The sequence below is a fragment of the uncultured Roseibium sp. genome, assembly GCF_947496995.1.
Lineage (GTDB): Bacteria > Pseudomonadota > Alphaproteobacteria > Rhizobiales > Stappiaceae > Roseibium.
Genome location: NZ_CANMFD010000001.1, coordinates 164,731 through 177,140, shown reverse-complemented (window position 1 = coordinate 177,140; position 12,410 = coordinate 164,731). Strand labels below are relative to the sequence as shown.

The 12,410-nt window shown below is 62.3% G+C and carries 12 protein-coding genes; 4 read left to right on the top strand and 8 right to left on the bottom strand.

The genetic code is table 11. The features are described from left to right. Window position 1: 1 nt before the first annotated feature. From pcaG to Q1B40_RS00885, 3 genes are all read left to right on the top strand, one after another. The gene (gene pcaG, locus Q1B40_RS00895) at window positions 2-622 is read left to right on the top strand and encodes a protocatechuate 3,4-dioxygenase subunit alpha (protein ID WP_299808629.1); all 621 of its coding nucleotides are present in this window, start codon (window positions 2-4) and stop codon (window positions 620-622) included. Between the two features lie 152 nt (window positions 623-774). Further along, on the top strand, window positions 775-1,611 hold the full coding sequence (locus tag Q1B40_RS00890; protein ID WP_299808626.1) for a 3-keto-5-aminohexanoate cleavage protein: 837 nt from the start codon (window positions 775-777) through the stop codon (window positions 1,609-1,611). A 57-nt stretch (window positions 1,612-1,668) separates the two neighbouring features. After that, window positions 1,669-2,991, top strand: coding sequence for a lyase family protein (locus Q1B40_RS00885; RefSeq protein ID WP_299808623.1), 1,323 nt, complete (start codon window positions 1,669-1,671; stop codon window positions 2,989-2,991). A 26-nt stretch (window positions 2,992-3,017) separates the two neighbouring features. On the opposite strand, the gene Q1B40_RS00880 is transcribed toward Q1B40_RS00885, so the two are convergent. From Q1B40_RS00880 to Q1B40_RS00855, 6 genes are all read right to left on the bottom strand, one after another. Next, window positions 3,018-4,376, bottom strand: a complete 1,359-nt coding sequence (locus Q1B40_RS00880; protein WP_299808620.1) for a TRAP transporter large permease — start codon at window positions 4,374-4,376, stop codon at window positions 3,018-3,020. Window positions 4,377-4,380: 4 nt separating this feature from the next. Continuing rightward, on the bottom strand, window positions 4,381-4,893 hold the full coding sequence (locus Q1B40_RS00875) for a TRAP transporter small permease (RefSeq protein WP_299808617.1): 513 nt from the start codon (window positions 4,891-4,893) through the stop codon (window positions 4,381-4,383). Continuing rightward, window positions 4,893-5,927, bottom strand: coding sequence for a TRAP transporter substrate-binding protein (locus Q1B40_RS00870; RefSeq protein ID WP_299808614.1), 1,035 nt, complete (start codon window positions 5,925-5,927; stop codon window positions 4,893-4,895). The genes Q1B40_RS00875 and Q1B40_RS00870 overlap by 1 nt, the downstream gene beginning before the upstream one ends. Before the next feature lie 240 nt (window positions 5,928-6,167). After that, complete coding sequence (locus tag Q1B40_RS00865) at window positions 6,168-7,196, bottom strand: proline racemase family protein (protein ID WP_299808611.1); 1,029 nt, start codon at window positions 7,194-7,196, stop codon at window positions 6,168-6,170. A 9-nt stretch (window positions 7,197-7,205) separates the two neighbouring features. Next, complete coding sequence (locus Q1B40_RS00860) at window positions 7,206-8,141, bottom strand: proline racemase family protein (protein ID WP_299808608.1); 936 nt, start codon at window positions 8,139-8,141, stop codon at window positions 7,206-7,208. Continuing rightward, on the bottom strand, window positions 8,132-9,091 hold the full coding sequence (locus Q1B40_RS00855; RefSeq protein WP_299808605.1) for a dihydrodipicolinate synthase family protein: 960 nt from the start codon (window positions 9,089-9,091) through the stop codon (window positions 8,132-8,134). The genes Q1B40_RS00860 and Q1B40_RS00855 overlap by 10 nt, the downstream gene beginning before the upstream one ends. A 291-nt stretch (window positions 9,092-9,382) precedes the next feature. Between Q1B40_RS00855 and Q1B40_RS00850 the strand changes: the two genes are divergently transcribed. Beyond that, window positions 9,383-10,207 carry a metallophosphoesterase gene (locus Q1B40_RS00850; protein ID WP_299808602.1) on the top strand — a complete coding sequence of 275 codons (825 nt, stop codon included), beginning with the start codon at window positions 9,383-9,385 and terminating at the stop codon, window positions 10,205-10,207. A gap of 11 nt (window positions 10,208-10,218) precedes the next feature. Here Q1B40_RS00850 and Q1B40_RS00845 read toward each other — a convergent pair whose 3' ends face one another. Together Q1B40_RS00845 and Q1B40_RS00840 are read right to left on the bottom strand one after the other, a co-directional pair. Next, a complete protein-coding gene (locus tag Q1B40_RS00845; protein WP_299808599.1) occupies window positions 10,219-11,019 on the bottom strand; it encodes a 4'-phosphopantetheinyl transferase superfamily protein in 801 nt (266 codons plus the stop codon). A 130-nt stretch (window positions 11,020-11,149) separates the two neighbouring features. Further along, on the bottom strand, window positions 11,150-12,241 hold the full coding sequence (locus tag Q1B40_RS00840; protein ID WP_299808596.1) for a YeeE/YedE family protein: 1,092 nt from the start codon (window positions 12,239-12,241) through the stop codon (window positions 11,150-11,152). Window positions 12,242-12,410 lie beyond the last annotated feature (169 nt).

Genomic DNA, 12,410 nt, shown 5'->3' with positions numbered 1-12,410 from the left:
CATGCGACAGGAACTGAACTATCTGAAAGAGACCCCGTCCCAGACTGCCGGCCCCTATGTGCACATCGGCCTGGCGCCGGGAGCTGCCGGTTTCGACATCTACCGGCAGGAACTCGGCTGGGATATCGCCGGTCCAAACGCGAGAGGAGAGCGTATTCGCGTCGAGGGCTGCGTCATCGACGGAATGGGCTCGCCGATCAAGGATGTGCTGCTGGAAGCCTGGCAGGCGAATGCGGACGGCATCTATGCCCACCCGGAACATGAAGGCGAGGTCGAGGAAGGCTTCCGCGGCTGGGGCCGCGTGATCACCGATTTCGATACCGGCGAATGGGGCTTCGACACCGTCAAGCCCGGCCCGGTAACCGAGCGGGACGGCAAGGTGATCGCGCCCCATATCAGCCTTTGGATCGTGGCGCGCGGCATCAATGTCGGCCTGCAGACAAGGGTCTATTTCGAGGATGAAACGGAGGCCAATGCAGCGGATTCGGTGCTCAACCTGATTGAGTGGGAACAGCGGCGCCAAACGCTGATCGCCCGCAAGAGCGAGCGCGACGGGAAACCGGTCTACCGCTTCGACATCAAGCTGCAGGGACAGGACGAAACCGTCTTCTTCGATATCTGACGAAAGCGGACGGAACGCCACCTTTGCCTCATTCATGAGCCGTGACCTCGAGCGACCTTGCGGTCCTTCTCGGGATGAGGGAGTAAATGGGCAAGGAAAAATCGATTGCCGGCTTCGGACCGCCTTGCTGATCCGACAAACAAGAGAATGACATGACCAAACCCTGCATCATCTGCGTTGCGATCACCGGCTCCGTGCCGAAAAAGGAAAACAATCCGGCCGTGCCGATTTCCATCTCCGAGCAGGTGGAAAGCTCGCAGGAAGCTTTCGAGGCCGGGGCGTCCATCGTCCACGCCCATGTGCGCAACGACGACGAGACACCTTCTTCCGATCCGGAAAAGTTCGCGCGCCTGAAGGAAGGCCTGGAAAAGCACTGTCCCGGCATGATCATCCAGTTCTCCACCGGCGGACGCTCCGGCGCGGGCAAGGCGCGCGGTGGCATGCTGCCGCTGCAGCCGGACATGGCGTCACTTTCCGTCGGGTCGAACAATTTTCCCACAAGGGTCTACGAGAACCCGCCGGATCTGGTCGACTGGCTCGCGAGCGAAATGCGCACGCACCATGTGAAGCCGGAGATCGAGGCCTTCGACCTCAGCCATATTCACCAGGCGGCCGCCATGAACAAGGACGGACGGATTCCCGGCAAACTCTATGTGCAGTTCGTCATGGGCGTGAAGAATGCCATGCCGGTCGACCGGGACGTGTTCGATTACTACATCAAGACCGTGGAACGCTTGGTTCCGGATGCCCAGTGGTGCGCCGCGGGCATCGGACGGCATCAGTTGACGGTCAACGAGTGGAGCATCGCCTCGGGCGGTCACACGCGTACAGGCCTGGAAGACAATGTCCGTCTCGACAAGGACAGACTGGCACCCTCCAATGCCGCTCTGGTAAAACGGGCAGCGGATCTTTGCGCGAAATACGAAAGGCCTGTCGCCACATGGCAGCAGGCGCGCGAGATTCTCGAGCTTCCTCTCAAGGCCGCTTGACCCGCGTCTTTTCCTGGCTCTCAATGCAGGGCGATATTTAAGGTCACGGACCCCTAAATGCCTGTTTCCCTGTTTTCCAGTACGATCTATTCCGGTTTGTTCGCCGACGAGGACCTGCTGGAGCTTCTCGGCGACCGAAGTGACGTGGCCCATATGGTGCGCTTCGAGCGCGCGCTCGCGAAGGTTCAGGGCAGGCTCGGGATCATTCCGCAGGAGGCGGCACAGGCGATCGAAGACCGGCTGAAGGACGCGGACATCGATCCCGCGACGCTGAAGAGCGGCACGCAATCGGCGGGCGTTCCCGTTCCCGCCCTTGTTGCCGTGCTCAGAAAGGTCGCCGGCGAGGAGGCCGGGCAATGGCTCCACTGGGGTGCTACCAGTCAGGATGTCATGGATACGGCGGCAGCGCTGCAGAACCGGGCGTGCGTGAATATCCTGCAGTCGCGCCTCGACCGGTTGATCGACACGCTGGAAACGCAAAGTCAGCGGAATGCGGACCGGTTGCTGGCCGGACGCACCCGCAGCCAGATCGCCACGCCGATCACCCTGGGCTACCGGATTGCCCAATGGGCGCATCCCCTCATCGATGCCGAAAACGCCCTGCCCGACCTGAAGTCCTCCGTTCTCCGGGTGCAGTTCGGCGGCGCATCCGGCATCAACAGTGCGATCGCGCCCGACGGATCGGCCGTCAGCGCGGCGTTGGCGGAAGAACTCGGACTTGAGGACAGCCCCTCCTGGCACGTCAACCGGACGCCGGTTCTGATGCTGGCCGGATGGTTGCAGCAGGTCTGTGCGGGGCTCGCCAAGATGGCCGGCGATCTCGTTCTCCTGGGACGCAGCGACATAGCCGAAGTTTCGAGCGGCACGGGCGGAGGATCGTCCACGATGCCGCAAAAGGCCAATCCGGTTCAGGCGGAGACCATTCAGGCCCTTCACCGGATCGCGATTGCCGCGCAGGCAGGTCTTGCAGCCGCCGCCGACCCCGCGGAGGAGCGCGACGGGGCCAAGTGGCCGCTTGAATGGATGTTCCTGCCGCAAATGCTGCTGGCCACGGGTACGGCCCTGGGCCACGCCCAGGAACTGGCCGCAAGCCTGAAACCGCATGACGACATGCTTGATGCTTCCCTTGAAGCCAATCCGGAGATCATGGCGGAGACAGCCAGCTTTCTGCTTGCCAGAAACGGCGTGTCACGGGCGCAGGCAAAAGATCTGGTGGCCGCTGCCGCCAGCGGCAGCGCACCTTTTGCGGAGACCCTGGCAAAGAACAGTCCGGCCGGGATCGACTGGCGCACAGCCCTCGATCCCCGCGAGGCGATCGCACCGGCGCGGGACATGTCCGAGCGGATCTTCGCCCGGCGGCAGAAGTCAAACGCTTCCTGAGGTTCCGTTCCCGATAGTCTGCAGCGTCAGCCGCTGAGCACCCGCGGCAGCCAGAGCGTGATGGCCGGGAAACTCACCAGCAGCACCACACGGATGATCTCCGCGCCGAAAAACGGCATGACGCCCTTGAAGGTCTCGATCATCGGTGTGTCGCGGGCAAGGGACGAGATCACGAAGACATTCATGCCGACTGGCGGCGTGATCAGGCCGAGTTCGACCACAATCAGCGCCAGCACCCCGAACCAGATCTTCAGGTCCTCGGTGCTCATGCCGAAGCCCGCACCCTCCGCGCCCTGATAGATGCCGCCGTTGATATCAACCAGCACCGGCCAGAAGAACGGGATTACCAGCAGGATCATGGACAGGCTGTCCATCAGGCAGCCGAGCACGATCAGGGCAACCAGAAGCACGATTAGCACGGTCATCGGCTCCAGTCCGGAACTGCCGATCCATGCAGCTGTTTCCTGTGGCAGGCCGACACGGGACATGAAGATTTTCAGGAGTTCGGCCCCCAGAATGATCAGATAGATCATCCCCGACGTGGACGCCGTTTCCTTGAGCGCGGAAATGAAGTCCGGCCAGACGAGCTTGCGCTGCAACAGTCCGAACAGCAAGACCAGGAACACACCCACGGCAGCGGCGGGCGTCGGGTTGAAGAAGCCCAGATAGATGCCGCCGATCACCAGTCCGAAGATGATCAGGACAGGGATCATGCCCATAGTGGCTTCGATGAACTCGCGCCGGTCGGCGACACCGCCCTTGGGGCCGGCCTCCGGCCTGATCGCCACATAGATGGCAATGGTCAGCAGAAACAGGATGACCGCCAGCAGGCCGGGCAGAAACGCCGCCATGAACATGGTGACGATGTTCGCCTCCACGATGATGGCATAGATGATCAGAACCACGGACGGCGGGATCAGAATGCCGAGCACGCCTCCGGCGGCCAGCGTTCCTGTCGCCAGCGCGCCTGAATAATTGTAGCGCCGCAATTCCGGCAGGGCCACCTTGCCCATCGTCGAAGCGGTGGCCAGGGAGGAGCCGCAGACCGCACCGAAGCCGGCGCAGCCCGCAATCGCCGCCATGGCTGTGCCGCCACGCAGCCAGCCGAGCCAGGCATTCGCGCCCCGGAACAGCGCCTGGCTCAATCCGGTCTTGGACGCGATCGCGCCCATCAGCACGAACATCGGCACCACGGACAGGTCGTAGATGGAGAACTGGCCATAGGCCAGGGTTTTCAACTGGCTGAGAACGAGGGTCGGACCGTTCAGCAGCATGGTGCCGACACCGCCGACCAGTATCATCGCATAGGCAATCGGCATCCGGATCGCGATGAGCACGACCAGAACCACCAGCCCGCCCAACCCCAGGAAAAGCGCGTCCGCCATATTATTATTGTCCTTTCGACAGCACTTTCAGATCGCGGGTCAGGGTAACGAAAGCCGCAAGTGCGAGCAGGGCAAGGGAGATCAGGATCGGGACGAAGGCCATCCAGTGCGGGATCTGCAGAATGGTCGTCGTGTAATCGTAATTCTTCTGGTCGAGCATGCCGAAATACATGCGCCAGATCAGCAGCCCTGCGAATCCGAGCGCGACAAGCGATGCGAGCATCGTGAAGAAAGCTATGGTCCGCCTGGAAGCCCCGGAGGTGAAAATGTCGGCCGACACATTGGCCCCGACAAGCTGGCAATAGGGCAAGAACGCAAACACCGCGATTCCGACACCCATCTCCGTCAATTCGAAGTCTCCCGGGACGGGAATTCCGAAAACCGAACCGACAATGGACAAGGTGTTGGTCAGCACGACCACAAGCAAAAGGCCTCCGCCAAGAAGCGCCCAGAGCGTGATCAAGCGGGAAGCAGCCCCGGTGAAACCGGAGCTGCTGTTTTCAGAATCGGCTGTCATCAGTTGGCAGCATGGCTCGCAGCTGCGGCCTTTGCCTTTTCAACCAGCGCGGCGCCGTCGATACCCTTGGAGGAAACTTCCTCAACCCAGCGGTCCGCGACCGGTGCAAGAGCCTCACGGAAAGCTTCGGTTTCCTCTTCCGACAACATGATGTGGGTGTTGCCGGCCTTGGTGGCGAGACCGATGCCGAAATCGTCTGCGCCCGCCCAGATTTCACCGACCTTCTGGATCCATTCGTCACCCGATGCGTCGCTGAAGGCTTTCTGAATGTCTTCCGGCAGGCCATCCCAGCGTTCCTTGTTCATGGAAACCTGGAATACGGTGGTGCCGAAGCGTTCCTTGTCGGCGCCTTCGATCTGGAACTCGGTCTGCTCCTGGATCTTCAGCGGCGGAATGATTTCCCACGGAATGAAGGCTCCGTCGATAACGCCTTTCTGCAGTGCCGGCGGCAGTTCGGGTACCGGCATGCCGACCGGAATTGCACCAAGGGATTCGATCACCCAGGCGCCGGTCCGGGTCGGGATGCGGATCTTCTTGCCGGCGAGATCCGCCGGTGAATGCACTTCGGTGTCGCGCATATGGATCGCCTGACCCGCATGCACATGCAGGAACATGACTTCGACGCCCTTGTAGTCTTCCTTCAGGTCGCTTTCGAAAATGTCCTTCATGGCCTTGTTCGTGGCAGCCGGGTCGTTGGTGTGGATGCCCGGAAGCTCGAACACTTCGGAACGCGGGAAAAGACCCGGCGTGTAGCCGTTGACGGTCCAGACCAGATCCACCACGCCGTCGCGCACCTGGCTGATCAGCTCCGGCGGACGTCCGCCGAGTGTCATGGCCGGATAGATCTCGATGGCGACCTTGCCGCCGGAATTTTCCTCGACCTGCTTGGCCCACGGCACCAGCATCTGCGAATGGGCCGGTGCTTTTTCACCAAGGAAATGGTGAAGCTTGAATTCGTATTCCGCTGCCGATGCGGTACTCGCACCAGCGGCAAGCATGGCGGCTGCGAGAACCGCGTTCCTGATCTTGTTCATGTATCCTCCTCCGAGTGAATTGTCTTTTGAGCACGGCAACCTGATTTCAGGCTTACCCGTCTGCTTTCAGGCCTGACCGGCCACCCCGGAAAACACCTGCCCCGGCCTTTTCCGCACACGCCTCGAGCCTCATCTTCACTAACAATTTTTGCAATGTAAATTGAGATAACAGCCGGTATAGTTTCCGTTTTTGGAAAGTAAATCTGGCTTCACAAGACAGGCCCGACATCAATGCCCGTATCACTGTGCACCCCAGGTATCGCTCAACCTGTAGCCTGACGGCCAAGGATCGTCCGGGTCGAGCATGTGCTGATGGACGCCGGTGATCCAGGCACGGCCGCTGATTTCCGGAACAATTCCCATTTGGCCGCCGACACTCTGCTCTCCGAGGATGCGACCCATGAAGCGTGAGCCGATGATGGAAACCGCTTCGAAAGTGTCTCCAGGCTTCATCTTTCCTTTCGCCGCCAGAAGCGCCATGCGGGCGGAGACCGCGGTTCCGGTCGGCGAGCGGTCCACCTTGCCGGGGCGGATCGCCACGGCGGAGCGTCCCGTCAATCCTTGCGCGGTTTCTGAAAGCGGACCGCAAAAGGCGCAGAAGGAGATGTGATCCCAGTCCGGCAGGTCCGGATGCGAAAACCCGATCTGCTCGTTCGCGGCGCGGGTGATCCGGACCCCGAGCCGGGCGATGTCGGCGGCTTCGTCTTCGGTGATCGCGAAGCCGAGCGCCTTCGCGTCGACGACGACAAAACTGTCGCCGCCATAGGCCGTGTCGACCCTCAGGGTGCCGACACCTTCCACCTCGAGCGGTACATCCAGCTTGCCGGCAAAACTGGCGACATTCTGAACGAAAATGCGTTCGGCCTTGCCGTTTCGGCATTCGGCGCGCACGCGCACCAGGCCCCCGGGCGCTTCCAGAACAAGCTCCGTCACCGGCTCGCGCATCGCGATGATGCCGCTGTCGAGCAGCACGGTGGAGACGCAAATGGAATTCGAACCGGACATCGGCGGCGTGTCTTCCGGCTCCATGATGATGAAGGCGGCATCGGCTTCGGGGTGTTTCGGCGGCACCAGCAGATTGACATGACGGAAGACACCGCCGCGCGGTTCGTTCAGGACAAAATCCCGCAAGGTCCGGTCACGGGCAATGAAGCTGCGCTGCTCCCACAGGGTCTCCCCCGGTGGCGGCGCAACACCACCGACGATCACGTCTCCCACTTCGCCCTCGGCGTGGCAGGAAATCACGTGGATGGTCTTGCTGCTGCGCATGCCTTTGCCTCAAGCCACTTGAATGCCCGTCCGATAGGGGTCGGCGGGGTCGAACAGAAGTTCTGCCTCGGAGGTCACGAATGCCCGCCCGGTGATGGTTGGAATGACCCCGCCGTGAGGGCCGGGCCGATAGCTCAGCCGGTAGGTGCTGCCGATGACGCTTTCCTGGATCCAGTCCCTGCCCGGCGCCAGCAGGCCATCTGCGGCCAGACAGGCCAGTTTCGCAGACGAGCCGGTGCCGCAGGGCGAGCGGTCATAGGAACCGCCCGGACACAGGACGAAGTTCCGGCTGTTGTTGGCGGGATCCTGCGGCGGACCGAAAAGCTCGACATGATCGATCCAGGCGCCGTCGGTGCCGGTGACACCCTCCCGCTCCAGAGCCGCCCTGATGCGCAGGGTCAGGTCGGTCAGAGGCCGGATGTTCTCCGCCTGCAGGGCGATCGGGCTGTCCTTGACCAGAAAGAACCAGTTGCCGCCCCAGGCGACGTCTCCGGTCACCGGGCCATGGCCTTCGACCTCCACTTTCACGTCCTTGTGCAGGCGGCGGCTTTCTATATTCACCACCGACACCGTGTTGGCGTCCAGAAGATCGGCTTCCACGATGCCGACCGGTGTTTCGAACTTGTGACGTCCCGGCTTGATCCTGCCCATATGCGCCAGCGTCACCGCCAGACCGATGGTGGCATGCCCGCACATGCCAAGGTTTTGCAGGGTGTTGAAATAGATCACCGCAGCGGCGCAATCCTCGCGGGAGGGCGGAACAAGCAGGGCGCCGATCATCGCCTCGTGGCCGCGCGGTTCCTGCACGACGGAGGCTCGAAAGTCAGCGTGGTTCTTGCCAAACCGCGCCGCCTTTTCGGCAAGAGACCCTGGCCCCAGATCGGGGCCGCCCGTAACGACGACGCGGGTGGGCTCGCCTTCGGTGTGACTGTCGATCACATGCATTCGGCGATCACTCCGCCCTCGCGGACCCAGTCCGCGTACCATGTCCTGAACAGATCGTACTGCGCTTTCGCGTAGTTCCGCTGTGCGTCCGTCAGTGCGTCGGTTTCGATGAAGTGCAGCCGGTATTCGTCATCACCGTTGAGCACCATCAGATACTTGTAATAGAGCACCAGATCCGGGCCTTCGTCGAAACTCGACAAGACGGCAAGCGCCTCTTCCAGTTCCTGTGCCCTGCGGCGGGCTTCCGGATGGCCTTCGGCCGCCTTTCTGCAAAGCGCGACCAGATGAAGGACTTCGCGCGGCAGGGCGTTGCCGATGCCGGTGATCGCGCCGGTCGCGCCGCAATTGACGAAGCCGTGAAAGACCGCCGTGTCGACGCCGACCATCAGCGTGACGTTAGCATCCCTCGAGGTGATGTTCTCCGCCGCGTAGCGCAGATCGTCCGGACCGCCGAACTCCTTGAAGCCGACAAGGTTGGGATGATTCTCGCGCAGTTCGAAGAAGAGATCGGCACGGGTGGCGAAGCCGTAATAGGGGCTGTTGTAGATCACCGCCGGAAGCGCCGGCGCAGCGGCAAGGACCGCGCGGAAATGCTGCCTCTGGGCGCCAACCGAGCTGCCGCGCGACAAGACCCGCGGAATGACCATGAGGCCTCTTGCGCCGACCCTTGCCGCGTGGGCCGCATGTTCGGCAGCGGCTTTGGTGTTCTGCGCACCTGTGCCGACGACCACCGGAACTCCGGCCTTCACCAGCCTTTCCACCCCTTCCATGCGCTGCGCGTCGCTCAGCAGCGGCCAGTCGCCCATGGAGCCGCAATAGACCACTGCGGACATGCCGAGGCCGATCAACTCCTGCCCCTTCTTCACCAGCGCGTCGAAATCCGGCATCCGGTCGGCCGCGCAGGGCGTCATCAGGGCAGGCATGCAGCCGGTAAAGACAGTCGCAGACATTGGTTACTCCTTGAAAATCCGGGTCCCGATGCATAGCCCTGCGGCGATTTCCAGGACCGGGAATTCTGACGCCTTACGGCACCGGGGAACGTTAGTCCATTTTATCGATTCAATGGAATACCCGTCCGTGCGGAGCCGTGCCGCATGCAGATTTTTTCCCGGGTAGCCCGTCCTGAGGACGGTCTGTTTGTTCGCAGCCCCTTCGCCTAGGGAAAAACATACCTATATTGGCACGTTCCCGTACAGGCCCCTCGCGCCTGTCCGCCAAGGTCAAGGAAGTCGCATCCAGAAATGTCAAAACTGAAAGCCATCAGCGACCTTCACCTCGCCAGCCCCGCCAACCGTGAAGCGCTGCAGGAGTTGCCGGCCTTCAAGAACGACTGGCTGATCGTTGCGGGCGATGTCGCTGAGCGGTTCGATCATGTCCGGCTGGCCTTCGAGACGCTTGCCGGCAAGTTCGCGAAGGTTTTCTGGGTTCCGGGCAATCACGACCTGTGGTCCATTCCGGAACCGGGCGGCGGCCCTGCCCTGACCGGAGAGACGCGCTACCGCGCGCTTGTCGACTGCGCCCGCGACTACGGCATCGTCACGCCGGAAGATCCGTTCGAGACCTGGGACGGACCCGGCGGGCCGCATGTCATCGCGCCGCTGTTCCTGCTCTACGATTACAGTTTTCGGCCCGACCATGTCGAGCGTCATGAGGTGGTCGACTGGGCCCGCGAGCAGGGCGCGGTCTGCGCGGATGAGCTCTATCTCAACCCCGCCCCCTGGGACAGCTGCGACGACTGGTGTTCAAACCGCTGCGAGGAAGCCGAACGACGACTGGCGGAGATTCCCGATGGCGCGCACACGATCCTGGTCAATCACTATCCCTTGCGCAGTGACCTGATCCACATTCCACGCGCGCCACGCTTCACGCCCTGGTGCGGCACCCGCCGAACGGAGGACTGGCACCGGCGCTTCAACGCCAAGGTCGTCATTTCCGGACACTTGCACACGCGCCGCACCGACTGGCGCGACGGCTCGCGTTTCGAGGAAGTTTCTCTCGGCTATCCGCGCCAGTGGGACCAGAGCAAGGGCATGGCGTCTTATCTCCGCGATATCCTGCCGGAATAACGCCTGCCGCTTCAGGCGCCCGCGCCGCGAAGATAATCCAGCGGTGCGGCCATTGCGTCGATGGTCAGCCGGGCAGGCTCCGGGTGGTTGATGGCGAGCGCCATCAGGTGTTCCGGACCGGGCGCATAGCGTTCGAAATGCCATTTCGCCGGGTCGTCGACAAGCCGGTCTTCGAAATCGATCCGCAAGGTGTCCAGATCGAAGGAAAACGCATCCAGCGGCTGGGACAGGCCCTTGCCGATCGCCTTCACATAGGCTTCCTTGAGCGTCCAGAAGGACAGGAACGTCTCGAGTTTGCGGGCTTGCGGTGCTGCGGCAAGCGTCCTGCATTCGCGCGCGGCGAAGACGCGTTGCGCCAGCTTGTCCGTCTCCGCATTGCGCTGCAGCCATTCCACATCGACGCCGATGTCGTGATCCACCGTCAGCGCGACGGCGGCCAGTCCACGGGTATGGGAGATGTTCACCCTCATCCGGGGACCGTCCGCAGGACTGATCAGCTCCGGCTTGCCGTGATCTTCGACGGAGAACCGCCAGCTTTGCGGATCTCCCCCCATGCAGTAGCTGAGAAGCCCGCGGCACATGGCATGGGCGGCGATATAGACCTGCCTGTCGCGGTCGAAATGAAATCGTTCCGAGCGGATGCGTTCGTCTTCGCTGACGACCGCTTCCAGGGTTTCCCAGTCGCTGTCGGTGATCTGATCGAGGAAAATCCACCACAAGGCGACGCGATCCGGCGTCATTATCGTCCCGCCGTCCGTGACCGGTCCGTGCATCAGGAACCTGTCCTTGGCCGGCTTTTCGTCCAGTTTCATTCGCTCGCCTTCACCTTCCGCGTCTGTCGCCAAGGTTTAGCGCTTATCGGGCCGGGGCTGTAGCCGGAATTTATCCGATGACGACGGGTTGGGGAAAAACAGTCCCCGGCGCAGCTCGAAATGCGATGAGTCAGCTGGAATTGCCGACCTCGTCTGCGAATGCGAAACGGGAGATCCCCCGTCCTTCCATCAGCCTGTCCGTCACGGCGGCGGACAGCCAGATCCCGGACAGGGTTATCCAGGCTGTCAGGGCGAAAATCGAGGCACCTGTGATGCCGGCCCCGACGGCGCAGCCGCCCGCCAGCATGCCGCCGAACCCCATCAGCGTGGCTCCGGTGAGATACCGGGCCATCGACTTTCCGCCCTCAAACCCCTGCAGCGCCAGTTCACGCGTCAGCAAGGCTGCCAGGAACGACCCCAGGAAAACCCCGGGAACCAGACCGATATCGAAATCGAGCAGGTCTCCCGGTGGAGAAAGGACGAGCATCAACGTGTCCGCGGACGGACCGGTGAAGGTCACCCCTTCCACCTGGACCGGGTCGAATGCCTGGCGGGCCATGGTCGAGGTGAACCACCAGGCAAGCGGTATCGCCAGACCTGCGCCGCAGGCCGCGACAAGCTGCCAGGCGGACTTGCGGGCTTTCCACGCAAAGACCAGACCGGCGAAGAACCAGAGCAATGCAAAGGCGAGCGTGACGCCCTGTGTCAGGCCGAGCTGGGCGGTCAGATCGTTGCCGCCGATATCGACCGTCGTCCAGAGCCCGGCGAACCATTCCCTGACGGGTTTGAGGATGCCACGCAGGCTGGCCTGGGCGACGACGGCGAAGACCAGTCCCGACAGGAGCGCGCGCAGGTTTCCGGTTGCCGACAGAACGAGCAGGCGGCTGGCGCAACCCCTCGCCAGAACCATGCCGGCGCCGAACATCAATCCACCAAGCAAGGCGCCCGACAGACTTTGCGGCGAAGCCAGCTGACGGGCTTCGCTCGCCTGCACCTCACCGAAGTGCATCAGGACCTGGGTGGCGATGAGAGCGGAAGAAAAGGCGAGCAGCCAGACCGGCAGGCGGTCGGACGGGGCGCCGCGGGAAAACTCCAGGGCAGCCGCGCGAAGGCAAAACCGGCTTTGCTGCGCGAATGCGCCGAAGGCAACGCCGACAATCAGACCGCCAAGCGCCAGAAGCCACGCTTCCGGTATCCGGTCCAGAAGATACGTCAAATCCATCTCGGCCTCCCGGGTCCATGTCCGAGCCGGTTTTCCATCGTCCCGATCTGGACTTTTCAGCCGCAACCCGCCTTGACCTGCCTCAAGGACATATAGGAAAATTCATAAATATGAATGTTTAAGAGCGCACTCGCGGTCGGCGTCGCTCAAAGAAGAAAGGCCGCGCAAG

Coding starts and splice junctions, on each gene's coding strand:
- Q1B40_RS00855 (WP_299808605.1), bottom strand. CDS start 9,091: ATGTCTGCGACTGTCTTTACCGGCTGCATGCCTGCCCTGATGACGCCC.
- Q1B40_RS00880 (WP_299808620.1), bottom strand. CDS start 4,376: ATGGCGGACGCGCTTTTCCTGGGGTTGGGCGGGCTGGTGGTTCTGGTC.
- Q1B40_RS00890 (WP_299808626.1), top strand. CDS start 775: ATGACCAAACCCTGCATCATCTGCGTTGCGATCACCGGCTCCGTGCCG.
- pcaG (WP_299808629.1), top strand. CDS start 2: ATGCGACAGGAACTGAACTATCTGAAAGAGACCCCGTCCCAGACTGCC.
- Q1B40_RS00870 (WP_299808614.1), bottom strand. CDS start 5,927: ATGAACAAGATCAGGAACGCGGTTCTCGCAGCCGCCATGCTTGCCGCT.
- Q1B40_RS00840 (WP_299808596.1), bottom strand. CDS start 12,241: ATGGATTTGACGTATCTTCTGGACCGGATACCGGAAGCGTGGCTTCTG.
- Q1B40_RS00845 (WP_299808599.1), bottom strand. CDS start 11,019: ATGAAACTGGACGAAAAGCCGGCCAAGGACAGGTTCCTGATGCACGGA.
- Q1B40_RS00875 (WP_299808617.1), bottom strand. CDS start 4,893: ATGACAGCCGATTCTGAAAACAGCAGCTCCGGTTTCACCGGGGCTGCT.
- Q1B40_RS00850 (WP_299808602.1), top strand. CDS start 9,383: ATGTCAAAACTGAAAGCCATCAGCGACCTTCACCTCGCCAGCCCCGCC.
- Q1B40_RS00885 (WP_299808623.1), top strand. CDS start 1,669: ATGCCTGTTTCCCTGTTTTCCAGTACGATCTATTCCGGTTTGTTCGCC.
- Q1B40_RS00865 (WP_299808611.1), bottom strand. CDS start 7,196: ATGCGCAGCAGCAAGACCATCCACGTGATTTCCTGCCACGCCGAGGGC.
- Q1B40_RS00860 (WP_299808608.1), bottom strand. CDS start 8,141: ATGCATGTGATCGACAGTCACACCGAAGGCGAGCCCACCCGCGTCGTC.